This is a genomic window from Micromonospora sp. CPCC 205558 (assembly GCF_036902955.1).
GTDB lineage: Bacteria > Actinomycetota > Actinomycetes > Mycobacteriales > Micromonosporaceae > Micromonospora.
Window position 1 is genome coordinate 315,177 of the sequence record NZ_JBAKHR010000005.1, and the last position, 23,323, is coordinate 338,499.

24 protein-coding genes are annotated in these 23,323 nt (G+C 71.2%); 8 read left to right on the forward strand and 16 right to left on the reverse strand.

Going from position 1 to position 23,323, the window contains the following annotated elements; genetic code table 11:
* Window positions 1-107 precede the first annotated feature (107 nt).
* The 4 genes from V6U86_RS06485 to glnA all read right to left on the reverse strand — a co-directional run bounded on the left by V6U86_RS06485 (window position 108) and on the right by glnA (window position 3,389).
* On the reverse strand, window positions 108-491 hold the full coding sequence (locus tag V6U86_RS06485) for a VOC family protein (protein ID WP_334499518.1): 384 nt from the start codon (window positions 489-491) through the stop codon (window positions 108-110).
* A gap of 153 nt (window positions 492-644) precedes the next feature.
* Window positions 645-1,337, reverse strand: a complete 693-nt coding sequence (locus V6U86_RS06490) for a helix-turn-helix transcriptional regulator (RefSeq protein ID WP_334499521.1) — start codon at window positions 1,335-1,337, stop codon at window positions 645-647.
* A 187-nt stretch (window positions 1,338-1,524) separates the two neighbouring features.
* Window positions 1,525-1,950, reverse strand: a complete 426-nt coding sequence (locus V6U86_RS06495; RefSeq protein WP_334499523.1) for a DUF350 domain-containing protein — start codon at window positions 1,948-1,950, stop codon at window positions 1,525-1,527.
* A gap of 89 nt (window positions 1,951-2,039) precedes the next feature.
* A complete protein-coding gene (glnA, locus tag V6U86_RS06500; RefSeq protein ID WP_030330117.1) occupies window positions 2,040-3,389 on the reverse strand; it encodes a type I glutamate--ammonia ligase in 1,350 nt (449 codons plus the stop codon).
* A 286-nt stretch (window positions 3,390-3,675) separates the two neighbouring features.
* On the opposite strand from glnA, the gene V6U86_RS06505 reads away from it, so the two are divergent.
* Both V6U86_RS06505 and panB read left to right on the forward strand, forming a co-directional pair.
* Window positions 3,676-5,445: an NAD+ synthase gene (locus V6U86_RS06505; RefSeq protein WP_334499528.1), complete on the forward strand. Its 1,770-nt coding sequence runs from the start codon at window positions 3,676-3,678 to the stop codon at window positions 5,443-5,445.
* A 196-nt stretch (window positions 5,446-5,641) separates the two neighbouring features.
* Window positions 5,642-6,487 (forward strand): 3-methyl-2-oxobutanoate hydroxymethyltransferase, encoded by an 846-nt coding sequence (gene panB, locus V6U86_RS06510; protein ID WP_334499530.1) that lies wholly within the window; start codon window positions 5,642-5,644, stop codon window positions 6,485-6,487.
* Between the two features lie 66 nt (window positions 6,488-6,553).
* Here the strand turns inward: panB and npdG are convergent, their stop codons facing one another.
* From npdG to V6U86_RS06530, 4 genes are all read right to left on the reverse strand, one after another.
* Window positions 6,554-7,252 (reverse strand): NADPH-dependent F420 reductase, encoded by a 699-nt coding sequence (gene npdG / locus V6U86_RS06515; protein WP_334499532.1) that lies wholly within the window; start codon window positions 7,250-7,252, stop codon window positions 6,554-6,556.
* A 238-nt stretch (window positions 7,253-7,490) separates the two neighbouring features.
* A complete protein-coding gene (locus tag V6U86_RS06520) occupies window positions 7,491-8,921 on the reverse strand; it encodes an RNB domain-containing ribonuclease (protein ID WP_334499534.1) in 1,431 nt (476 codons plus the stop codon).
* Window positions 8,922-9,001: 80 nt separating this feature from the next.
* Window positions 9,002-9,925 carry a histone gene (locus tag V6U86_RS06525; RefSeq protein ID WP_334499536.1) on the reverse strand — a complete coding sequence of 308 codons (924 nt, stop codon included), beginning with the start codon at window positions 9,923-9,925 and terminating at the stop codon, window positions 9,002-9,004.
* Window positions 9,926-10,004: 79 nt separating this feature from the next.
* Window positions 10,005-10,208 carry a hypothetical protein gene (locus tag V6U86_RS06530; RefSeq protein WP_124855794.1) on the reverse strand — a complete coding sequence of 68 codons (204 nt, stop codon included), beginning with the start codon at window positions 10,206-10,208 and terminating at the stop codon, window positions 10,005-10,007.
* A 264-nt stretch (window positions 10,209-10,472) separates the two neighbouring features.
* On the opposite strand from V6U86_RS06530, the gene V6U86_RS06535 reads away from it, so the two are divergent.
* Complete coding sequence (locus tag V6U86_RS06535) at window positions 10,473-10,898, forward strand: hypothetical protein (protein WP_334499543.1); 426 nt, start codon at window positions 10,473-10,475, stop codon at window positions 10,896-10,898.
* A gap of 47 nt (window positions 10,899-10,945) precedes the next feature.
* On the forward strand, window positions 10,946-11,443 hold the full coding sequence (locus tag V6U86_RS06540; RefSeq protein ID WP_334499545.1) for an NUDIX hydrolase: 498 nt from the start codon (window positions 10,946-10,948) through the stop codon (window positions 11,441-11,443).
* Between the two features lie 3 nt (window positions 11,444-11,446).
* Here the strand turns inward: V6U86_RS06540 and V6U86_RS06545 are convergent, their stop codons facing one another.
* Together V6U86_RS06545 and V6U86_RS06550 are read right to left on the reverse strand one after the other, a co-directional pair.
* A complete protein-coding gene (locus V6U86_RS06545) occupies window positions 11,447-12,430 on the reverse strand; it encodes a hypothetical protein (RefSeq protein WP_334499548.1) in 984 nt (327 codons plus the stop codon).
* Window positions 12,391-12,723 carry a PadR family transcriptional regulator gene (locus V6U86_RS06550; RefSeq protein ID WP_334499550.1) on the reverse strand — a complete coding sequence of 111 codons (333 nt, stop codon included), beginning with the start codon at window positions 12,721-12,723 and terminating at the stop codon, window positions 12,391-12,393. The genes V6U86_RS06545 and V6U86_RS06550 overlap by 40 nt, the downstream gene beginning before the upstream one ends.
* Window positions 12,724-12,880: 157 nt before the next feature.
* Between V6U86_RS06550 and V6U86_RS06555 the strand changes: the two genes are divergently transcribed.
* The gene (locus V6U86_RS06555) at window positions 12,881-13,471 is read left to right on the forward strand and encodes a GrpB family protein (RefSeq protein WP_334499552.1); all 591 of its coding nucleotides are present in this window, start codon (window positions 12,881-12,883) and stop codon (window positions 13,469-13,471) included.
* Between the two features lie 158 nt (window positions 13,472-13,629).
* Here the strand turns inward: V6U86_RS06555 and V6U86_RS06560 are convergent, their stop codons facing one another.
* A complete protein-coding gene (locus V6U86_RS06560) occupies window positions 13,630-14,301 on the reverse strand; it encodes a GNAT family N-acetyltransferase (protein WP_334499555.1) in 672 nt (223 codons plus the stop codon).
* A gap of 65 nt (window positions 14,302-14,366) precedes the next feature.
* Between V6U86_RS06560 and V6U86_RS06565 the strand changes: the two genes are divergently transcribed.
* Window positions 14,367-15,242 (forward strand): transglutaminase-like domain-containing protein, encoded by an 876-nt coding sequence (locus tag V6U86_RS06565; protein WP_334499557.1) that lies wholly within the window; start codon window positions 14,367-14,369, stop codon window positions 15,240-15,242.
* Between the two features lie 28 nt (window positions 15,243-15,270).
* On the opposite strand, the gene V6U86_RS06570 is transcribed toward V6U86_RS06565, so the two are convergent.
* The gene (locus V6U86_RS06570) at window positions 15,271-16,212 is read right to left on the reverse strand and encodes a redoxin domain-containing protein (protein ID WP_334499559.1); all 942 of its coding nucleotides are present in this window, start codon (window positions 16,210-16,212) and stop codon (window positions 15,271-15,273) included.
* Complete coding sequence (locus V6U86_RS06575; protein ID WP_334499561.1) at window positions 16,213-17,439, reverse strand: epoxide hydrolase family protein; 1,227 nt, start codon at window positions 17,437-17,439, stop codon at window positions 16,213-16,215.
* Between the two features lie 300 nt (window positions 17,440-17,739).
* On the opposite strand from V6U86_RS06575, the gene V6U86_RS06580 reads away from it, so the two are divergent.
* Window positions 17,740-18,660, forward strand: a complete 921-nt coding sequence (locus V6U86_RS06580) for an expansin EXLX1 family cellulose-binding protein (protein WP_334499563.1) — start codon at window positions 17,740-17,742, stop codon at window positions 18,658-18,660.
* Window positions 18,661-18,791: 131 nt separating this feature from the next.
* Here V6U86_RS06580 and V6U86_RS06585 read toward each other — a convergent pair whose 3' ends face one another.
* A complete protein-coding gene (locus tag V6U86_RS06585; RefSeq protein ID WP_334499565.1) occupies window positions 18,792-19,502 on the reverse strand; it encodes an SDR family oxidoreductase in 711 nt (236 codons plus the stop codon).
* A gap of 203 nt (window positions 19,503-19,705) precedes the next feature.
* Between V6U86_RS06585 and V6U86_RS06590 the strand changes: the two genes are divergently transcribed.
* Window positions 19,706-22,501, forward strand: a complete 2,796-nt coding sequence (locus V6U86_RS06590) for a TIM-barrel domain-containing protein (protein WP_334499567.1) — start codon at window positions 19,706-19,708, stop codon at window positions 22,499-22,501.
* A 65-nt stretch (window positions 22,502-22,566) separates the two neighbouring features.
* Here V6U86_RS06590 and V6U86_RS06595 read toward each other — a convergent pair whose 3' ends face one another.
* Both V6U86_RS06595 and V6U86_RS06600 read right to left on the reverse strand, forming a co-directional pair.
* The gene (locus V6U86_RS06595; RefSeq protein ID WP_334499569.1) at window positions 22,567-22,833 is read right to left on the reverse strand and encodes a hypothetical protein; all 267 of its coding nucleotides are present in this window, start codon (window positions 22,831-22,833) and stop codon (window positions 22,567-22,569) included.
* On the reverse strand, window positions 22,830-23,108 hold the full coding sequence (locus V6U86_RS06600; protein ID WP_442934885.1) for a hypothetical protein: 279 nt from the start codon (window positions 23,106-23,108) through the stop codon (window positions 22,830-22,832). The genes V6U86_RS06595 and V6U86_RS06600 overlap by 4 nt, the downstream gene beginning before the upstream one ends.
* Window positions 23,109-23,323: the final 215 nt, after the last annotated feature.

The window sequence follows — 23,323 nt, forward strand, 5'->3', positions numbered from 1 at the left end:
GGACCAGAGCAAGGCCAGGCCAACCCGGTGCCAAGCCCAGCCGGGGCCAGGGCCGATCAGTTCGGGAGCGCGGGCCGGGACCGGGAATCGCCCAGCCCCGGTGGGCGTCAGCTCTGCTGGGGCGGGGGCGTGAACACGCCCAGGTGATTGCCGGCCGGGTCGAGCAGGTGGGCCGACGTGAGACCGCTCGGTGTCGTACGCGCGGGCACCAGCACCCGGCCGCCGGCCGCTTCGGCCCGCCGGCAGGTCTCCGCGACGTCGGCGACTTCGGCGTAGAACACCGTGTAGTTCGGCGACGTCCCGTCGGTCGCCCGGATCGCCCCGCCGATCCCGGTATCACCACCGGCCCCGGTCACCCGGTAGGACCCGCCGTTGGGCGGGCCCTGCTCCTCGAAGGCCCAGCCGAACAGCTCGCCGTAGAACCCCTCCGCGTCCTCGGGCCGGTCGGTGCCGATCTCGAACCAGGTGACGGGCGTGGTGGATCTCGACATGTAATGCCTCCAGAGGTTTCGTGCCGGCCGTTCGGCCGTCGTCTGGAGCAGTCTTTAGGCCGTCCGCGACAGCGTCCTGTCGGTGTTTCCGGATCACCTGACGGGATTTTTCACCGACGAGGTCCGGCCGGGCCCGGCGCACCGAGCCCCGTTTCAGACCAGGCTCAGCGGGCGCACCCGTTCGTGCGGGATGTCGAGATCCGTCAGGCGTAGCTCCCGGGCCACCACGTCGGGCAGCTCTTGGACCGCCAGGATCCGGTCGGTGCGGAAGCACCGCAGCTCGTCACGGAGCCGGCACCAGGCCACCAGGTACCAGTGGCGGGCGTTGCCGAGGTAGCCGAGTGGCTCGACGTCACGGGTCGAGTCGGCGCCGGCGCGGTCGGCGTACCGGATGCGCAGCACCCGCCGCGCGGTGACCGCGTCGGCGACGGTGGCCGGGACGGGCGTGGCCGGGCCGTCGCCGATCAGGTGCACCCGGCCGGCGAGGCGGTGCGCCTCGGCGGCGTCGGCGGCCGGCAGCACCGCCACCAGCTTGCGCAGGGCGGTGACGGCCGGCCCGGCGAACGGCGAGCCGGCGAGCCGGTGCAGCGCCACGGCCATCGCCACCGCCTCGGCGGCGGTCAGGTTGACCGGCGGGAGGGTGCGGGCGCGGTCCAGGACGTAGCCGCCGGTGCGCCCGGGCTCGGCCCAGATCGGCACCCCGGCCTCCTGCAACGCGCCGAGGTCCCGTTCGATGGTCCGGCTGCTCACCTCGAAGCGCGCGGCCAGCCAGCGGGCGCTGCGCGGGCGCGGTGACACCGCCCGCAACTCCTCGACCAGCGCGTAGAGGCGATCCGTGCGATTCATACCCGGCACGCTACGGCCGGGGTACGACGCCCTCCGGCGACCGCCCGGTGACGTTCGCGCCCGTGGGCGCGAGCGCCTCGACCATCGGAGATCTTGGACAGTTTCCGTCAGCGGCTGACGGAAACTGTCCAAGATCTCCATGCGCGAAGACGCGCGCCCGAAGACGCACGGCCGCAGACGCGCGGCCTTAGGCGATGCAGGCGCAGACGATCAGCGCGGCCCCGAAGTGGGTGGCAGCGCTGACCCGGGCCGCCGGGTGCGGCTCGGGCGAGCAGATGACCTCGCCGAGCTTGCCCGGGGTGAGCAGGTCCAGCACGAAGAAGGCGAGCGCCATGATGCCCAGCCCGAGCAGACCGAACACCACGGTGGACGCGAGCCCCTTGCCGAAGTCGCTGTAGCTGGTCAGGATCGCGGTGAAGACGATCCCGGCGATGCCGAGCTGGTTGGCGGCGAGCAGCAACCCCGCGTTGGCGTTGCGCTCGACCCAGATCAGGTCCCGTAGCCGGCCCGGGGTGAGCAGGTCGACGAGCCCGAAGCCGGCGGCCATCAGCCCGACGCCGACGATCCCGAACACGACGCTCTGCCAGGCACCGCTGAGCAGATCCTCCAGCACCGACTTGCCTCCCGACTCTCCGCCCGGAGGGGTACCGGCGCGGTGATCGAGACGATAGCGGCACCGCGCAATCGCGTCAGCCCCCGTGCCTACAGCGCCAGGTAGCGCTGCCGCTCGTACGGGGTGACCTCGCGGCGGTACTGCTCCCACTCGGCCCGCTTGTTGCGCAGGAAGAAGTCGAAGACGTGCTCGCCGAGCACCTCCGCGACCAGCTCGGAGCCGGCCATCACGTCGATCGCCTCGGCGAGGTTCTCCGGCAGCGCCTCGTAGCCCATGGCACGCCGCTCCGCGCTGGTCAGCGACCAGACGTCGTCCTCGGCGCCCGGCGGCAGCTCGTACCCCTCCTCGATGCCCTTGAGGCCGGCGCCGAGCAGCACCGCGAAGGCGAGGTACGGGTTGGTGGCCGAGTCCAGTGAGCGGACCTCGACCCGGGCCGAGTTGGGCTTGCCGTACGCGGGCACCCGGACCAGCGCGGACCGGTTGAGGTGACCCCAGCAGACGTACGCCGGGCTCTCGGTGATCCGGTCCGGCAGGTGCTGCGGGAAGAGCCGCTTGTACGAGTTGACCCACTGGTTGGTGACCGCCGTGTACTCCCGGGCGTGCACCAGCAGGCCGGCGATGAACGACTTTGCCACCTTGGACAGCTTCATCGGGTCGCCGCTGTCGTGGAAGGCGTTGCGCTCCCCCTCGAACAGCGACAGGTGGGTGTGCATGCCGCTGCCCGGCTGGTCGGTGAACGGCTTCGGCATGAAGCTGGCCTGCACACCGGTGGAGAGCGCGACCTCCTTGACCACGTGCCGGAAGGTCATGATGTTGTCGGCGGTGGTCAGCGCGTCGGCGTAACGCAGGTCGATCTCCTGCTGGCCGGGAGCGACCTCGTGGTGGCTGAACTCCACCGAGATGCCGATCCGTTCCAGCGCCAGCACGCCCTGGCGGCGGAAGTCCCGCGCCACGGCGTGGGTGGTGTGCTCGAAGTAGCCGCCGGTGTCGACCGGGGTGGGCACCGAGCCGTCCTGCGGGCCGTTCTCCAGCAGGAAGAACTCGATCTCCGGGTGGGTGTAGAAGGTGAAGCCCTTCTCGGCCGCCTTGGACAGCGCGCGGCGCAGCACGTGCCGGGGGTCGGCCCAGGACGGACTGCCGTCGGGCAGCAGGATGTCGCAGAACATCCGGGCGCTCTCGCCGCTGACCCCGCCCTCGAAGGGGAAGACCTGGAAGGTGGTCGGGTCGGGCATGGCCACCATGTCCGATTCGAAGACCCGGGCGAAGCCCTCGATCGCCGAGCCGTCGAAGCCGATGCCTTCCTCGAAGGCCGCCTCCAGCTCGGCGGGCGCCACCGAAACGCTCTTGAGCGTGCCCAGAACGTCGGTGAACCACAGCCGGACGAACCGGATGTCCCGCTCTTCCAGCGTGCGGAGGACGAACTCCTGCTGACGGTCCACTTCCCCAACCCCTCGCGACACTCTTCTGTCCGCCTTGGCCGGGCTGCGCCCGACCTGATCGCCCAGTGTTCCCGGGCCTGGTTACGCAGACGTTACGCGAACTGCCGCCGGCCGTCCCCTCGTGTCCCGCCCGGCGAGCGGGTGCCCCGGCTGTCGGGCGCCGCGCCGCCCCCTGTCCGCCGCCGGGACGGCCAGGCTCCGGCCGCCGTACGCGCGTCGCGGCAGGTGGCGGCAATCTCGTCCGAGGCTACGGATCGTCGCGACGGGCCTGGGGCAAGATGAAGACATGCCCACCCTGCGTCTCGCCTTGTCCCAGGTCAACCCGAGCGTCGGCGACCTCGCCGGAAACGCCGACCTGGTCCGCAGCTGGACCCGCCAGGCCGCCGATGCCGGTGCCCAGCTGGTGCTCTTCCCGGAGATGATGCTGACCGGCTACCCGGTCGAGGATCTGGTCTTCCGGCGGTCCTTCGTCGCCGCGTCCCAGGCCGCCGTGCAGCGGCTGGCCGCCGACCTGGCAGCTGACGGTCTCGGTGAGTTGCCGGTCGTGGTCGGTTACCTGGACGCTGACGGGCCTCCGCAGGTCAGCGGGGACGCCGAGCCGGGCCGGGGTGCCCGCAACGCCGCCGCGCTGCTGCACCGGGGCGTCGTGGCCGCCCGCTACTTCAAGCACCACCTGCCCAACTACGGGGTCTTCGACGAGGACCGGTACTTCGTCTCCGGTGACGCGCTGACCGTCGTGCGGATCGGCGGGGTGGATGTCGCGTTGACCATCTGCGAGGACCTGTGGCAGGCCGGCGGTCCGTTCGCCGCCGCCCGTCGGGCCGGCGTCGGCCTGGTCGTCAACATCAACGGCTCGCCGTACGAGCTGAACAAGGACGACATCCGGCTACCGCTGGTCCGCCGCCGGGCCGCCGAGGCGGGCGCCACCATCGCGTACGTCAACATGACCGGCGGCCAGGACGAGCTGGTCTTCGAGGGCGACTCGATGATCGTGAGCGCTGACGGTGAGCTGCTCACCCGGGCCCCGCAGTTCGTCGAGCACCTGCTCGTGCACGATGTCGAGCTGCCGGCCGCGGCCACCCCGCCGGCCACCCCGCCGGCCACCGGGACGGTGGCGGACGACATGCGGATCGTGCACAGCACGCTGGACGGCATTCCACCCTCGCCGTCCGGCCCGGCCGCCACCGGCGGGCTGATCGAGCCGGTGGCCGACGAGGCCGAGGTGTGGCAGGCGTTGGTGCTGGGCCTGCGCGACTACGTCAACAAGAACCGGTTCCCCTCGGTGGTGCTCGGTCTCTCCGGCGGCATCGACTCGGCGGTGGTGGCCGCCCTCGCCGTCGACGCGCTCGGGCCGGACCGGGTGGTCGGGGTGTCGCTGCCCAGCCAGCACTCCTCGGAGCACTCCCGGGAGGACGCCGCCGACCTGGCCAAGCGCACCGGCCTGGACTACCGCGTCGAGCCGATCCAGCCGATGGTCGACGGTTTCCTGGCCAACCTGTCGTTGTCCGGCGTGGCCGTGGAGAATCTGCAGGCCCGGGTCCGGGGCGTGATCCTGATGGCGTTGTCGAACCAGGAGGGCCACCTGGTGCTGACCACCGGCAACAAGAGTGAGCTGGCGGTCGGCTACTCCACCCTGTACGGCGACTCGGTGGGCGGCTTCAACCCGGTCAAGGACGTCTGGAAGACGCTGATCTGGCGGCTGGCGAAGTGGCGCAACAGGGACGCCGCTCGGCGCGGTGAGACCGCCCCGATTCCGGAGAACTCGATCGGGAAGCCGCCGAGCGCCGAGCTGAGCCCGGGCCAGCTCGACAGCGACAGCCTGCCGGACTACGACGTCCTGGACCCGATCCTGATCGGTTACGTCGACGGCGACCTCGGCCGCGACGGGCTGGTCGAGTCCGGTCACGACCCGGCGATCGTGGACAAGGTGCTGCGGCTGGTGGATACCGCCGAGTACAAGCGCCGGCAGTCGGCGCCGGGCACGAAGATCTCCATGAAGGCGTTCGGTCGGGACCGCCGTCTGCCGATCACCAACCGGTGGCGCGAGCACGGTTGAGCCGTACCCCTGGGGGTGCCGGGTCGGTGGCGCGGCCCGGCGCCGCCGCCCGGTGACCTGGTGGCTGTGACGCCGCGGCCTCGCCCGCTGCGGAGTGACATCTTGCACTGGGCCCTGCCGTCACCCCGTCCCACGGTGCGACGATCGCGACGGAACCCGGGGACCGCGCAGGCGGCCTCGAGGAAGGGAGACAGAGATGGTGGAGTCCACTGGGCCCGAGGTGACCGCGTTGTACGGCGGCCCGGCCACCCGACGGGTCCGTACCCGCGACCTGATGGCCGCCAAGGAGCGCGGCGAGCGGTGGCCGATGCTCACGTCGTACGACCAGTACACGGCGTCGATCTTCGACCAGGCAGGTGTCCCGGTGCTGCTGGTCGGCGACTCGGCCGCGAACAACGTGTTCGGCTACGAGACGACCCTGCCGATCACCGCGGACGAGTTGCTTCCGCTGGTGCGGGCGGTGGTGCGGGCGACCCGGCAGGCGCTGATCGTCGGTGACCTGCCGTTCGGCTCGTACGAGGAGGGTCCGGCCCAGGCGCTGCGGACCGCCGTGCGGTTCATGAAGGAGGGCGGCTGCCACGCCGTGAAGCTGGAGGGTGGCCGTCGCAACGCCGCACAGATCGCCGCGATCGTCGGTGCCGGCATTCCGGTGATGGCGCACATCGGTTTCACGCCGCAGAGCGAGCACACCCTGGGCGGCTACCGGGTGCAGGGGCGCGGGGACGCCGCCGACGAGGTGCTGGCCGACGCACGGGCGGTGGCGGAGGCGGGCGCGTTCGCGGTGGTGCTGGAGATGGTGCCCGGCGAGGTGGCCAAGCGGATCACCCACGAGCTGCCGATTCCCACGGTGGGCATCGGCGCGGGCCCGAACACCGACGCGCAGGTGCTGGTCTGGCAGGACATGGCCGGGCTGCGGACCGGCAAGGCCCCCCGGTTCGTCAAGCGGTACGCGGACCTGGCCGGCGCGCTCACCGACGCCACCCGCCGGTTCGCCGACGAGGTGCGCGGCGGGGAGTTCCCCGCCGCTGAACACACCTTCTAGCCGGCGGCTCCGCCCTGCCGATGTCGGGGTGTCCCTGGCGGCCCTGGGACGCCCCGACATCAAGGGTCAGAGGTCGGTGACGCGGATCCCGGCGTGTGCCTTGTAGCGCTTGTTGATGGCGATCAGGTTGGCGGTGAACGCCTCGATCTGGTGAGCGTTGCGCAACCGGCCGGCGTAGATGCCCCGCATGCCGGGGATCCGGGCGGCGAGCGCGCCGACGATGTCGACCAGCTCGCGGTCCTCGGTGCAGATCAGCACGTCCAGGTCGATCCGGTCGACCTCGGGGTCGGCGAGCAGCGGTGCGCTGACGTGGTTGAACGCGGCGCAGACCCGGGAGTCGGGCAGCAACGCGGCGGCCTGCTGCACGGCACTGCCTTCGGCGACGGTCAGCGCGTACGGGCCCTGCTTGTCGAAGCCGAGCGGGTTGACGCAGTCGACGACGATCCGGCCGGCGAGCGGCTCGGCGAGGGCGGCGACGGTGGCGGCGTGCCCGTCCCACGGCACCGCGATGATCACCACGTCGCTGCGTCGGGCCACCTCGTCGTTGGCCGCACCGGTGACGCTGCCGCTGGCCGGCACCCCGGGCAGGGCGGCGATCTCGGCGGCGGACTCGGCGGCCCGCTCAGCGTTGCGGGAGCCGATCAGCACCGTCTGCCCGGCCCGCGCGAACCGGTAGGCGAGGCCTCGCCCTTGGTCACCGGTGCCACCGATGATGCCGATCGTCAGCCCGGACACGTCGGGCAGCGTGCTCGCGTCGTATGCCATGGCCTCATCCTCGCAAACCGCCCGGTCGGTCAGCAGCGTCGAGCGCTGTGAGAATCCCCGCTGCCGCCGGCGCCCGCGCCGCCGAGGACCGGCGAGCGTCGGCGCGGACCGGGCCCGGCGGGCGTCGGCGTGGACCGGGCCCGGCGAGCGTCGGCGTGGACCGGGCCCGGCGAGCGTCGGCGCGGACCGGGCCCGGCGAGCGTCGGCGCGGACCGGGCCCGGCGGGCCGGGATCGCGGTCAGGCCAGCTCGAACAGGACGGTGCGGGCCGCCGGGTCGGCGGTGACCAGGCGGACCCGGACCCGTTCGCCGAGCGGCAGCTGGCCGAGGCAGCGGGCGCGTACCGGCGGGGCGTCCAACGCGACGGTGCCACCGGGTGGTCGGGGCCGGGACTTGCCGTTGGGCGGGGCGTCGACGTCGAGGACGGCAGCGTCGAAGGTCTCGCCCACCCGGTGCTCCAGCACCGCCGCCTCGGCCAACTCGACGGCCCCACGGGCGGCCCCCGAGGCGACCCGGTCGGTGCTCGCCATCACCTCGGGCAGCCGGGGCAGCGCGGCGCGGGCCCAGTCGGGCACCGGCTGGCCGCCGTGCAGGGCCAGGCAGACCTCGGTGGCGTACCGGTCGGCCAGCCGCCGCAACGGCGCCGTCACGTGGGCGTACGCGGCCGCCACGCCACCATGTTCCGGCTTCTCCGGCAGCTCCCCGTCGAAGGCGGTGTACGCGGCACCGCGCATCAGCTCGGCCGCCTGGTCGATGAACGCGGCGGCGCGCGGCTGGGCGGCGTCCAGACCGGCGATGACCTGACCCGGGCCCACGTCGTCCGGCCAGTGCACGCCCAGCGGCGCGGCGGCGGCCCGGAGCCGCTGCACCGCCTCCGGTTTAGGCGCCGGCATGGTCCGCAGCAGGCCCACCCGGCCGGCCAGCATGATGTCGGCGGCGGCCATCCCGGTCAGCAGGGAGATCTGCGCGTTGTGCTCCTCCATCGGCACCGGCGCGCGCAGCACCAGCCGCCAGCCCTCCCCGTCGGGCTCCAGATCCTGCTCGGGCAGCGGCAGGTTGATGGCTCCGCGCCGCAACCCACGCGCGGTCAGTCGGTCGCCGATCTCCGGCAGGAACGCGATCGGGTCGGGTAGCCGGCCGGCTTCGGCCGCCGCCTGCACGCTGGTGTAGTCGAGCTTGGCGCGACTGCGGACGAGGGCGCGTTCCAGCTCGACGGCCACTGTGGCACCGTCGGCGTCCAGGTCGATGGTCCAGAGCACCGCGGCCCGGTCGTCGTCGGGCAGCAGGCTGGCGGCACCCTCGCTGAGGGTGCGCGGGTGCAGCGGCACGTTCCCGTCGGGCAGGTAGATGGTCTGCCCCCGCCGCCAGGTTTCCGCCTCCAACGCGCCACCGGGGGTGACGTGCGCGGCGACGTCGGCGATCGCGTACCGCACCCGGTAGCCGCCACCTGGGCGGCGGGCGAGGTGCATCGCCTGGTCCAGGTCCCGGGACGTGGCAGGGTCGACCGTGACGAACGGGATGTCGGTGCGGTCGACGGGCGGCTGCGGCGGTGCCGCAGCCGCCTCGTCTGCTTCACGCTGGGCGTCGGCCGGGAACTCCTCGGCCAGGCCGAGCTCGCGGCGCAGCGCGCCGAAGTCGATGCGGGGCGCGAGTACGCGTCGGATGACCACGGCTCAATCCTGACAGCGCCGCCGGTGATCCGCTTCCGGTGACCGGCCGAGAAATCCACCTGCCGAGAGGTGGCCCGCTCTCAGTCGGTCGCCTTCCGGGCGGCGCTGCGCGTACCCCGGGGGGCGGTGGCTCGGGCGGCGACCGGGCTGGCCGGCGACTTACGGGCGGTCACCTTGCGGGCCGGTGCCTTGGCCGCGACGGTCCTCTTCGCCGGTGCCTTCTTCGCCGCCGCCTTACGCGCGGTGGTCGACGAGGTGCTGGTCACCTTCGCGGCGGGAGCCTTCTTGGCCGGGGCCTTGCGGGCGCCGCCGCTGGGGCGGGTGGACGCGGCCTTCTTCGCCGGGGCCTTCTTGACGGCTGCCTTCGTCGCGGCCGTCTTCTTCGCCGCCGTCTTCTTGACGGCGGAGGCCTTCGTCGCGGTCTTGCGCGCCGGTGCCTTCGCCGCGGTGGCGGTCTTGCGGGCCGGTGCCTTCGCCGCGGTGGCGGTCTTCCTCGCCGCCGAGGTGGTGGTCTTCTTCGCGGCGCCCACTGTCTTCTTCGCGGCGGCGGTGGTCTTCTTCGCCGTACCCGTGGTCTTCTTCGCGGCGGCGGTGGTCTTCTTCGCGGTCGCCGTGCTCTTACGCGTCGCGGGCCGCGTCGCGGCGGCGGTGGAGGTGCGAGAAGCCGGCGCCCGCTTCGCGGCGACTGTCGTCGTGCGGGTGGTGGTCTTCTTCGCCGGAGCCTTCTTCGCCGTCGTGGCCCTGCTGGTCGTGGTGGTCCGGCTCGTCGTGGTGGCCTTCTTCGCGGGGGCCTTCCTGGCCGCCGTGGTGGTCTTCTTGGCCGGGGCACGCCCCGCGCCGCCGGCCACCTTGCGTGCCGGGGCCTTCGCCGCCGTCGCACCGGCGGTGGACTTGCGTACGGGGGTGGTCCGGCTCGCCGCCGTGTTCCGCTCCGCCGCGGCGGTCTTCTTCGCGGTGGTGCGTCGGGCGGCCGGGCGCTTGGTGGCCTGCTGTGCTTCGGCCATCGTGGTTCCCTCCTCGGGGGCGTGCTCTCGCGTGCGTCGCGGAGCACGAAATACCTCGGCGCGAGCCGTCCCGCGCCGCCTATCTGTCGTCCCCGGCCCAACGAGCGTCCTCGGCATCCCACGCCTCGTTCCGCTCCTGCACTCGTTGCAGGGCGTTCTCCGCGTCGGCCGCCGAGTCGTACGGGCCGAGAACGTGCTTCGCCGGACACACGTTGGCGTCCGTCTCGACCCGGTGATGCCGGGTGCACCAGTAGAACTGCCCACCACGTCCGCTGTCGCTCATGGGAATCACTGTGCACCGCGAACCGGCCGGCCGCCACCGGATCGCACAAGTCGCCGACGATCTCCACAGTAGATATGCATTCCCCGCTTCGGGCCGGAACAGCAAAAGAAGGCGAGTTCGAGAGTTTTCAGAACACGAGTTCTGCTGCGCCCGGTGCGACCGGTGAACCCTCCGACAATTGACCGGGCCAGTGACGGGGTTCGATGATGAGAGGCGGTCATCCTCCGTCCACCCTGGGCGGGCCACCGGAGACGGAGCCCTGCGATGCCACGCACACGCCGCTTGCCCGCCATGATCATGGCCCTCGTTCTGCCGCTGCTCGTGCTCGTCGGAGCGGCTCCAGCTGCCGCCGCCGCCCCCACGCTCAAGGTCAAGTCGGTGACCCTGGTCGCCAAGGGCGCCGGTGTGCGCCTGGACGTCGTGGTGACCTGTGACGAGGGCTCCTCCGGGGAACTGCGCGGCACGATCACCCAGGCCGCGGGGAACCGCATCGCCAACGGCTCCGTGCCGCAGTACCGGGTCTGGACCTGCACCGGCCAGTCGCAACAATTGTCCACGCTGATTCCGGCCGATGTCGCCGGTGCGCCGTTCCACACCGGCGAGGCACTGCTGCTGATGGTGGCCTACGCCTGCCCCGGCGCAAACTGCGAAGAAGCCCGCGCCGAACAGGTGGTGCGGATCGTCCGCTGACCCGCGCGACCGCCGTTCGGCGGGGTCGCACGGTTTATGATCATCGGATGGGAATACCGGACTACATCGTGCAGATGCGCAAGCACGTCGGCCACGACCTGCTCTGGCTGCCGAGCGTCAGCGCGGTGGTCCGCAACGACGCCGGTGAGCTGCTGCTCGGCCAGCGCGCGGACGACGGGCGCTGGTCGGTGATCAGTGGTTTCGTCGAGCCGGGTGAGCAGCCGGCCACCGCGCTGGTCCGCGAGGTGCGCGAGGAGACGGGCCTGGAGGTCGCGCCGGTGCGGATGTCCAGCGCCGTCTCGCACCCGCACACCTACCCGAACGGGGACCGCTGCGACTACCTGAACCTGGGCTTTCTGTGCCGCCTGGTGTCCGGCACCGCCCAGGTCAACGACGACGAGTCGCTGGCCGTCGGATGGTTCCCGTTGGACCGGCTGCCCGAGCTGGACAAGCACGCCCTGCTCGTCATCGCGTACGCGTTGCGCGAGAAGCAGCTGACCGGTTACCTGGAGCCGGGTACGACCTGGGACGACGTACCCGACTGAGGTTCACACCGGGGTCGGCACGAGGGCGACCGGCGCGGCGGGCGCGGACCGGGCCGCCCGGATGGTGTAGGCGAGCGCGTACGGCATACAGGCCAGGTAGAGCATGGGCTCCACCCGCAGTTGGTAGCTGATCAGCTGGAAGACCTCCCACGGGATGTGCTGCGGCACGCCGACGCTCCAGCCTGTCCAGGCGGCGACGAGCCACAGCGGCGCGGCGAGCCAACCGACGTCGTCCGGTCGCAGGGGACCGCTGAGCGGGCCGGCGCCGCTGCCCATCGGAAGGGTGTCGACGACGGTGCGGATCACCGCGAGGTCGGTCGCCGCGAGCGCACCGAGCACGCCCACCCACCAGGCGGCGCGGGGGCGGTGCCGGGCGGCGAGGCTCGCCGCGGCCCAGAGCGCGAGTGTCAGGCCGGCCAGCCACAGCAACATCCCGGGTACGGCACGGGCCAGGTCGTCCGGGTAGGTGACGTACAGGAGCGGGACCGCCGCCGCACCGACGGGGAGCACCACGCCGAGCGCGATCCGCAACGGGCCGTCGAGGGCGTTGTGCCGGGCCCATCGTCCGGCGAACACCGCCAGCAGTGTCGCCATCCCGACGGTGAGCGCCGTCCAGATCGGCTTCTCCACCCAGCTCGCCCCGTTCGAGATCTGGATCCGGAACGAGATGTAGGCGCTGCCGAGCATGATGCCGATGCAGGCGAGCGGGGACAGCAACAGCGCGGCGGCCGTGCGGCGGGCCCGCCGGTGCAGCACGCTGCGGTCGACCACCGGAGCGCCGGCCCTGCTCACCGCGAGGCTCGCGGCGAAGCCGAGCATCTTCGTCCAGCGGCCGCTCTCGGCGAGCACGTGCAGTTCGGCGGCCCATTCGCGGCGCAGCTCGTCGCGGACCTCGGCCGGCCAGCGGCGGGCGGCCACCTCCAGCAGCAGCTCGGCGGCCCGACGGGTCACCACGCCGGCGCCCCGGTGGGCTCGGTGCCGCCCCACGATGGACGACCGTCGGGGATCGCGGCACGCAGGTCGGCGAGCGCCTGCCGGGCCCGCGTCACCCCTTCGGCGGTCAGCCGGTAGTAGCGGCGGGCCGGCCGGCCGGCCGCGACGGGGTCGATCGCCTCCCAGTCGGCGGCCAACCAGCCGGCCCCACTCAGTCGGTGCAACACCGGGTAGAGGGTGCCGCTGGGCAGCCCGGTCATCCGCATCAGGTCCAGCCCATAGTGCTGCTCGTCGGGCTCGGCGAGCAGCGCCGCGAGCACCTTCGCGACCGGAATGGTGATCCGCATTCGACCACTATATTGGAACTCTACATAGGGTGGGGTCCCTTTCGATCGAAATCCGCAACTTTCGCTCCGGTGCCGTCCTCGGTCGGATGGGTCCGCCGCCCCGGCGCGCACCGCCGATGCCATAGCCTGGCGGACTTTGCTTCTTGAGGAGGTTGACGTGGCCGAGTATCCGCAGGACGTCGTGCAACGCTTCCACGGCACCCCCGAACAGGTCGACGCCGGCTTGGTGGGCGAGCCGCCGCGGTCGTGGGCGTCCGTCGTGATCGAGGAGTACGACCCGGCCTGGGCACGGCGGTTCATCGGCGTACGGTCGTCGCTCACCGAGGCGCTGGATGGCCTGATCATCGGTGTGGAACACGTCGGGTCGACGGCGGTGCCAGGGCTGGCTGCCAAGCCCGTCCTCGATGTCGACCTCGTCATCGAGGACACCGACGACGAAGCCGCCTATCTCCCCGCCCTGGAACGGCTCGGGTACCGACTCGTCCTGCGCGAGCCCTGGTGGCACGGGCACCGGATGCTCGTCGGCCCGGCCGAGGACATCAACCTGCACGTGTGGCCGCAGGGCGCGCCCGAACCGGTCCGGCACCGGCTGTTCCGGGACTGGCTGCGCTCGCATCCGCACGACCGGGAGGTGTACGCCGTGGCCAAGCGACGCCTCGCACGGGACACCGCGCGCCGCCCCCGCGACTACAGCCTCGCGAAGAACGACGTCATCGACGAGATCTACGCGCGCATCTTCGCCGCCTGACGACGCGCCGGCTCAGCCCCGGTAGTAACGCCGAGATCTTGGACAGTTTCCGTTACGAGCTAACGGAAACTGTCCAAGATCTGGCGGTAGGCGACGACCCGGACGCGGCGATGAGGTTGTGGGCGCTGTCGCTGGGTTGATCCGCCGACCGTGACGTCCTAACGGGGTGGCTGCTGCATGATCCAGGTGGGTACGGGCTCCGACAGGGAGCCCACCACGTCCCAGCCGGCCCGGCGGTACAGCTCGACGTTGCCCGGCTTGCTGGTCTCCAGGATCGCCGGCAGACCGTCGGCGGCGGCACGGTCCAGCCCGGCCCGCATGACGGCCCGGCCCCAGCCCCGTCCGGCGCTCTCCGGGTGGGTGCCCAGGACGCCGAGGTACCAGAACGGGAACGTCGGCAGGGCGGCGTGCACGGCCTCGTCGTAGCCCTGCACGCGGGCCAACACGTCGGCGGGGTAGGAAGCTCCCTCCGGCGACCCGTGCGCGGCGGCCGGCGGGTCGGCTGGCAGGTCGGCTGGCGGGTCCGCCGGCGGGGCGGCTGGCAGGGCGGCTGGCAGGTCGGCTGGCGGGGCGGCTGGCGGGGCGGCTGGCAGGGCGGCTGGCGGGTCCCAGAGGGCGACCGACGCGCCGCCGCCGATCGTCCAGATGGACGACCGGTGCACCCGCTTGTCGAAGAGGTGCCCGAAGAAGGCTGCGGCGTAGCGCGGGTAGGTGTCCTCGTCGGGGAACAGGTGTCGCAGGACGGGATCCTTCACGAACGCGGCAACCAGGCAACCGACCACCGCCTCGCGGTCCGCTGGGGTGGCGATGGTGATCTCGGGCGTCGTCATGAGATTGACGATATTGCAGGCCGACCGGCCCCACCGACCCCGGCGCGGGCAGGCAGACTCGTCGCATGAACATCGATGACTACCGTCAGCACTCCCCGTACAGCGATCCCGGCCGGCACGCCGCGCTGCTCGACGCCGTCCCGGCTGACATCGCGTCGGTGGCGGCGACCGTCCGCAACGTGATCGTCCACTACCGTGCCGGCGGGGTCGAGTTGCCCCCCGACCGGCTCGAGGAGGTGAACTGCCGCTGGGTGGACCGCATCCTCGACACCGACCAGTCCCGATTTCCGCTGCCCCTCGCGGCGGAGCGTCCGGCTGTCGACCGGGTGGCCGGCTGTTGTCGGGACCACACGCTGCTCTCGGTCGCGGCGCTGCGTCAGCACGGCATTCCCAGCCGCAGCCGGGTCGGTTTCGCCTCGTACTTCGTGCCCGGCTGGCACCTCGACCATGTCCTGGTGGAGTACTGGGACGGCCGCCGGTGGGTCTGGGCCGACCCGGAGGTCGACCCGGCCGGTGACTGGGGGTTCGACGGCTACGACATCGACCCGAAGGCCGGGCTCTTCGACTCGGCGGCGCGGGTGTGGTCGGCGTACCGGGCCGGGACGATCGACCCCGAGCGGTACGGCGTGAGCCCGGAGCTGCCGTTGCGAGGCGACTGGTTCATCCACGACTACGTCCTGATCGAACTGGCCCACCGCCAGAAGGACGAGCTGCTGCTCTGGGACGGCTTCGGCGCGATGACCGACGACCTCGCCACGGCCGATCTCACGCTCGTGGACGAGATCGCCGCGTTGCTGCTCGCCGCCGACGACGGTGACGAGGCCGCGGAAAAGGCCCTCGCCGAGCGGTACGCCAGCGACGCCCGACTCCGCCCCGGCACGCAGGTGCACAGCATCTCGCCGGTCTCCGGCAGCGTCAGCGTGGTCGACCTGCGCCGTTGATCGGCCCGGCGCTCTGACCACGGGCTCCTTAGCCGAAGGTGAAGGCGTACGCGGCCGCGCCGGGCTCGCCGAACGTGATTTCCAGGGTCCGCTCGCGGACCGCGTCGTCCTGGCGTACGAGCTGGTAGAGGCGACCGTCCTGGAGCACCCCGTTGCCGTCGGCGTCCACGTCGACGCCGTGTGACGGGCCGGGAGCATCCCCGTCGAGCAGCACGCGGAACGGGATCGACCGTCCCGGCGCGGGGGCCAGCACGAGGTGGGCGTCACGGGCGTGGAACCGGAAGGCGATGCCGCCGCCCGCCTGGTCGACCACGACGCTCTCCGCCCCGATCGTCCACTCCCCCGCCAGCGCCCACTGGTTGAGGCCCAGGCGCTCGGGCACCTGGTAGGCGCGGCGTTCGTCGAGCGCCGGGCCGTTCGGCGAGGCGAAGTGTTCGCCGCGACTGAAACCGAGGTACGTCTCGGGCGTGCGCAGGTTGTCCCAGTCGGCATCCGCCTCCGGGCCGAGCCCTGCGACGGGTACGGGGTCCCGCTCGATGCCGAGCAGTTGCTGGAGCACCCGTTCGGACTGCTCGTACTGGCCCTCGCCGAAGTGGTCGTCGCGGATTGCGCCGTCGCGGTCGACGAAGTACAGCGCCGGCCAGTAGTGGTTGTCGAAGGCCTGCCAGATCGCGTAGTCGTTGTCGACGGCGACCGGGTAGTCGATCGACCGCGCGGCGACCGCCCGGCGCACCTGGTCGACGTCGTGCTCGAACGAGAACTCCGGGGTGTGCACCCCGACGACGACCAACCTGTCGTCGCGGTACGCCTGCGACCAGGCCCGCACGTACGGCTCCTGGCGTAGCCAGTTGATGCAGGTCAGCGTCCAGAAGTTGACCAGGACGACGCGTCCGCGCAGGTCGTCCGGGCCGAGTGGCTCGGAGTTGAGCCACTCGGCCGCCCCGTTGAGCGGGGGCATGTGCACGGCCATCTAGCGCAGCGACCGGAAGGCGGTGCGAAGCTCTTCGGAGAAGATCTTCGGCTGTTCCCAGGCCGCGAAGTGCCCGCCCACGTCGAGCTTGTTGTAGTAGATGAGGTTGGAGTACGCCTGCTCGGCCCAGCTCTGCGGCGCCTCGTAGAGCTCGTCGGGGAAGACGCTCACCGCGACCGGGATGTCGACGCCCTTCGCGGCGAAGAACGACAGCTTGTTCTCCGCGTACAGACGGGACGCGGAGACTGCGGTGTTCGTCACCCAGTAGAGCGAGATGTTGTCCAGGATGTCGTCGCGGGTGAGGCCCGCTTTGGCCCCGTCGAAGACCTGCGCGATCAGGGCCAGACTCTTCGCGTCATGGTCGAGCAGGAAGGACGCCAGGCCGACCGGGGAATCCGCCAGCCCGGTCAGCGTCTGCGGGCGCGTTGCCATCATGAGGGCGTACGCGACGTGTTTCCAGACGTAGTTGGCTTCCTCGGCGGCACGCATCTCGTCGGCGGAGAGACCGGACGGCAGTGAGCCCATGGCGTTGTTCGCGCCGGTGGTGTCGCCCTGGAACAACAGGTCGATCTCGGGTGGGATCGCGCCGGGCATGTTGGTGTGGATGCCGAGCAGTTCCGGGGGCGCCTGGAGGCCCATCTGGTCCACGATGACCGCGCCCCAGTCGCCGCCCTGCGCGACGAACCGGTCGTAGCCCAGACGCTTCATCAGCTCGGTCCAGGCGGTCGCGATCTTCTGCGGGTTCCAGCCCGACGCGGTCGGCTTGCCGGAGAAGCCGTGGCCGGGCAGCGACGGGATCACCAGGTGGAAGGCGTCCGACGCGCTCCCGCCGTGGGCGGTGGGATCGGTGAGCGGCTCGATGATCTTCAGCTGTTCGATCACCGATCCGGGCCAGCCGTGGGTGACGATGAGCGGCAGCGCGTTCTCGTGCTTCGAGCGCACGTGGATGAAGTGGATGTCCACCCCGTCGATGGTGGTCAGGAACTGCGGTACGGAGTTCAGCCGCGCCTCGACCTTGCGCCAGTCGTACTCCTTCTCCCAATAGCGGGCGACGGCCTGGATCGTCGCGAGTGGCACGCCCTGCGACTGGTCGTCCACCGTTTCCTTGTCCGGCCAGCGGGTGGCCTTGATGCGCCTCTTCAGGTCGTCGAGGTCGGCCTGGGGAATGTCGACCGAGAACGGCCGAATCTCCGTGGTGCCCGGACGGGTCTTGGTTTTGACAGCCATGCGTGGTTCCTCTCCGTCTAGGTTTGCGCCTCGCGAAAGGAAATGGGGTGCAGGCTCTGCCCGGACTTGTGTGCACCAACGATTGGGCACGCCGCCGCCACATCTCGGAGCCTAGAACGCCACACCCCGGGCCCGTGGCGATACGGCTCTGGCTGCACCGCAGCGGGCCGCTCACCACCGAGTACGCGGACCTCGTCGTCAGCACCGCCCTCAACGGATTGCGCCCCCGCCGATCCGGCGAGTGACGATCGGTGGGACGGCTTTGCGCTGCCGCAGCGCGGTGCGGCAACATCAGGCGCCGTGACGGCACCAGGCGCGGCACCCGACAACGACACCCCGGCCAGCAGCACGCCCCGGTTGAGTCGGCGGGCCCGGCACTGGTTGGCCGGCGCCGGGGTCACCGCCCTGGCCGCCGTACTCGGCATCACCCTCGCCGTGCGCGGGGGCGCCACCCCGGCCTGCGCCGCGCCGCCGTCGGGAAACGCCGTCCACAAGGGCAAGGCCAGCTTCTACGACGCGGGCCGCTCGGGCGGCAACTGTTCCTTCCCCGGACCTCCGGCGGACCGGCTCTACGTGGCTCTCGGCTCCTCCCAGTACTCGAAAGGAGCGGCCTGTGGCAGTTACCTGGACGCGACCGGGCCGAAGGGCACCGTCCGGGTCATGGTCATGGACCAGTGCGGCGGCTGCGAACCGACGAAGATCGACCTCTCCACCGAGGCGTTCACCAGGATCGCCGACCGGTCGCAGGGCATCGCCTCGGTCACGTACCGGGCAGTGGTGAACCCCCCGCTCGACGGCGGGCTCACCTTCCGGGTCAAGGGCGGCGCCTCGCAGTACTGGTTCGCCGTGCAGGTCGGCAACCACGGCAACCCGCTCCGCTCGATCGAGGCGAAGGGGACCAGCGGCGGCTTCCGCAAGGCCGCCCGCCAGAGCGACAACTACTGGACCGTCGAGGGCGGGCTGGGCCCCGGGCCGTACAGCATCAGGGTCACCGACGTGTACGGACGCCAGGCGACCGCCGCCGGCATCCGGATGGTCACCAAGCAGGTGCAGCGCAGCACCGCCACCCTCGCCAGCACCTCCCCCACACCCAGCAACTCCCCCGCGGACCCGCCGACCCCCGGCGCTGCGCCTTCGCCGACCTCGACGGAATCGGTCGCGCCGACGGCGACAGTCGAAGCGCTCGCCGGCGCCGCCGGGCTGGACGCTCCTCGCTGCTGACCGAACCGCATCAGTCGGCCTGCCACCTGCGGGTTTCGCGGCTGCGGCAGCCACCGCCTCGTCTTGGGCCCACAAGCTTCGAGACTCGACGGTGGCTGCTGAGCCGTCACACCTCCCTGGTCGGCTGGGTTTCAGCTGAAGAGTGCGCCCGGGATGTCGGCGTAGAAGAGGGCCGGGTCGCGGGAGAGCGAGGCCTTGACGTTGGCGGTGGGGCTGTCGGCGATCACTTCGAGCTTGCCCGCTTCCAGGCCGTCCAGGGCCACGGCGACCACCTCGTGGGGTGGGAGTTTGGGGATGTCAATGCCGGCCATCATGTCGGTGTCGGCGATGGCCAGGGCCAAGGCCGTGACCTGGGTCTTCTGGTCGGCCAGTTCGAGTCTGATGCCGTTGGTGAGAGACCATTCCGCGGCTTTGGAGGCGGCGTAGCCGTTGCTGGAAGGGGCGAAGGTGTACCAGCTCAGCGCTGAGATGACGTTGAGAATGGCGCCCTCGGCGAGTCTGGGGGCGAAGGCACGGGTGACGTTGAGGGTGCCCCAGAAGTTGGTGTCGAACTCGCGGCGGATGTTTTCCGTGGAGGGCCCGAGCAGGGGCGCGTCCGTGGAGATGCCAGCGTTGTTGATGAGGACATCAAGGTCGCCCACTTCGGCGGCCGCCGCCTCGATGGACGCCGGGTCGGTGATGTCCAGTTGGAGGGGGACCACGCCGGGGATGTCGATGCTCTCGAGCCGGCGGGCGGTGGCGTAGACGGTGGTGGCACCGCGGGCGAGGAGCGCCTCGGCGAAGGCCTTGCCGAGTCCGCGGTTGGCACCTGTTACGAGGGCTTTCGTACCGTTGATCTGCATGCCCCCACGCTAAAACCTCACGTTAACGTGAGAGGCAAATATGTGCGAGGTGGGTCACTGCGCCGAGGCAAGGGGACGTGGCGAGCTGGTGGGTCGTGCGGAAAGAGAGAAGGGACACCGTCCGAGGCCCGTTGACATGCGTTTCCGGCGAGTGACAGCGTTGTCATCGACTCATTTCCTCCATATGAGACGAGGAGCGCATCTTGCTCTATCGGAACTCACCGCGTCGGCGCGCGACAGCAGCCGCCGCGGCCGGCATTCTCATCACGGGGCTGGCGCTCGCGCCGTCCGGGCCGGCTCAGGCCAGCCGCGACAAGGCGAAAGACGGCGCCGTTAGGTCGGGCAACGCACGTTTCGAGGTGCTGTCGCCAACCCTGATCCGCACCGAGTACCAGAAGGACGGCAGGTTCACCGACGCCGCCACCTTCAACGCCATCGGGCGCGACGACTTCCCCCGTACGCGATTCACCAAGCACGTCGAGCACGGCTGGCTCACCATCGACACCGGTGCGATGACGCTGCGCTACCAGGTCGGCTCGGGGGCGTTCACCGCCGACAACCTCACCGTGCAGCTCAAGACCGGCAAGCAACTCGTGCAGGGCCAGCCCTGGGCCGGCCACACCGCCCCGGCCTGCGCGTTCGGCGTGCTCTGCGAGGCCGAAGCACTACAGCTGAACGGCCCCGGCGTGGCCACCGACCACCAGGGACACACCGGGCGCGGCTTCGCCGCCGGTTTCGCCTCGTCCGGCGACTCGGCCACGTTCGCGCTCGACGCGCCGCAAGGCGGCACGAAGCAGCTCACCGTCCGCTACGCCAACAGCACCGGCGGCGACGGTCAGAACGTGGCCCGCACCCTGACGGTGCAGGTCGACGGCGACGCCGGCCGCACCCTGACCCTGCCGCCCACCACGAACTGGGACACCTGGGCCCTGGCCAGCGTGCCGGTCGACCTCACCGCGGGCCGCCACGAGATCAGCGTCGTGCGGGGTCCCAACGACTCCGGCAATGTGAACATCGACAGCCTCGCGGTGGTCAACCCGGGTGAGACGTACCCGGCACCGGCCACTCCCCAACCACAGTCGCTGCGCTTCGGCACGTTGGGAGAGGCCGAGACCGGCGCGCTGATCGGCGGCGCACGGCCCGCGAACGACCACAACGGCGCTTCCGGTACGGGATTCCTGGCCGGCCTGGAGAGCACCACGTCCGCCGTCGCGCTCACCGTGACGGATGTGCCGTCCGCCGGTGACTACCGGGTGCAGATCCGCTACGCCAACGGCCAGGCCGGCTCCCAGCCGAGCCAGGCGCGCACCATGTCGGTCACCGCCGCGACGACTACGCCGGTCACGGCGACCCTCCCGCCGACGAGCGGGTGGGACTACTGGAACACCGTCTCCGTTCCGGTCCATCTCGACCGTGGCACCAACACCGTGACGCTGGGCTGCCCGACGGACGCCAGCTGCAACGTCAACGTCGACACCGTCGCCGTCACGAGCAAGGACTCCCCGCTGCTCGCCCCGCACGCGCCGCTCGGTGGCTACCGCCGCGGCCTGGACGGCGTGACCGGTCCCGCGCTCACCGCCCCGGGCCTGCTCTACCAGGACGGTTGGTACCTGCTCGACGACTCGGCCTCGGCCCTGAGCAACACCAAGCCCCGGCCGGCCGCCGAACAGGACGGCTACGTCTTCGCGTACGGGCAGGACTTCACCCGTGCTCTGCAGGACCTGTCGACCCTGACCGGGCCCACGAAGCTGCTGCCGAAGTGGGCGTACGGGGTGTGGTACTCCGAGTACTACGACCGCACCGCGACCGAGTTCCAGAACCTGGTCGCCCGGGCCAAGGCCGAGGGTATGCCGCTGGACGTGCTCGTCCTCGACACCGACGTCAAGGCCCCGGACAAGTGGAACGGCTGGAGCATCGACCCCACCCGGATCCCCGACCCGAAGGCGTTCTTCGACTGGGCCAGGAAGCAGGGCCTGCACACCGGGATCAACATCCACCCGAGCATCCTCGGCTCGGACCCGAAGTTCGCCAAGGCGCAGGCCACCGCGAAGGGCAAGCTGCAGCGCGTCGGCTGCAACGGCGGCCCCGACTGCTACACGTTCGACTTCGGCGACCCGGACCAGCTCAAGGCGTACATGCAGCTGCACGACGGGATGCTGCCGAAGGGCAGCAAGGGCCCGGACCTGTGGTGGCTGGACTGGTGCTGCGACAACACGAAGTCCTCGCTCGCCGGGGTGACCGCCGACGCCTGGATCAACCAGCAGTACGCCGACAAGACCGGCTTCGCCTTCTCCCGCGCGTACGGCTCGTTGCAGGCCGGCGGCTACAGCAGCCCGACCCCGGTGTCGACCGGGCCGTGGGCCGACAAGCGCACCACGCTGCACTTCACCGGCGACACCACCTCCGACTGGTCGACCCTGCAGATGGAGGTCGGCTACACGCCGGGCGAGTCGGCCGCGACCGGGCTGGCCGCGGTCAGCCACGACATCGGCGGGCACACGGGCGGCCTGCAGGAGCCGGGCAGCGAACCGGGCAGCACGAAGCTGCCCGACGACCTCTACGCCCGGTGGGTCCAGTTCGGCACGTTCCAGCCGATCGACCGGCTGCACTCCAACCACAGCGACCGGCTGCCCTGGCAGTACGGCCCGGAGGCGAACAAGTCGGCCAAGAAGTTCCTGAACCTGCGGGAGGAACTGCTGCCGTACACCTACGCCGCCGCCAAGGAGGCCACCCGCACGGGTACGCCCATCGTCCGGTCGATGTACCTGGCGTACCCGAATGAGCAGGCCGCGTACGCCACCGCCGGTTCCCAGTACCTCTACGGCCCGGACTACCTGGTGGCACCGGTGACGACGCCCGGCACCACCGCCACCACGTCGGTGTGGTTCCCGCCGGGCAACAGCTGGACCGACATCTTCACCGGGAAGACGTACCGGGGTGGCACCACGCAGAACATCACCACCACGCTGGACACCATGCCGGTGTTCAAGAAGCACTGAGACGGCGTTTCTGAGACCGGCCGGGTGGGGCAACCTACCCGGCCGGTTCGTTTGGTTAGCTCAGCTCAGTGTCGGCGAGGCCGGCGGACCAGCGACAACCAGCCGAGGAACCGGGCGTGCATCGTGGGCAGGTCCGGACGCAGCCCCAGGCCGTACCCGTCGTCGATCGCCTCCTGCATCGACGCGGCCAGGTAGAACGCCAGCGCGATCGAGTGACCGTAGAACTCCGTCACGAGCGCGAGCTGAGCCGGGCCACACGGCCAGGGCGCCGCGCAGTTGCGGCACAACCACGCCGGCCGCATCGGCAGGTGCGGGCGAGGACGCGCGGTCATCCGACCCGCACCGGGCGTCGCCGACGTTTGGCGGGTTTGGCCGGTCCGACGGGCAGAGGTTGCAACCGCACGCCCGCACGCATCACGTACAACTCGCGCCGCGCCACCGCGTCGCCCGCCGCGTTCAGCTGGTAACCCTCGATCCAGACCCACCCGTGGTACGTGTGCAGCTCGGGCAACTCGCGGATGACGCGTACGAAGATCGGGCACAGGAACTGCACGCTCGCCGCGGTGGTCAGGTGGACCACGTCGCCGGCCGTCATCTTCCCGATCACCGCAACCCCCATGGGTACGCGACAGCGCAGTTCGCGTACGGCAGCCGTTTTGGGTTGGGCTTCTCGGGTTTGTCGTCGGGCACGGTCTCCCCCTTTGGTGCCGTTGGAAAGGGGCCGCTCCCGTGAGTGCTCGCCCGTCGGGAGCGGCCCCGCTACGAACGCGACCGTCAGATCTCGTGGGCCTGCCAGCCGCGCCGCCTGGTGACACTCTGCTG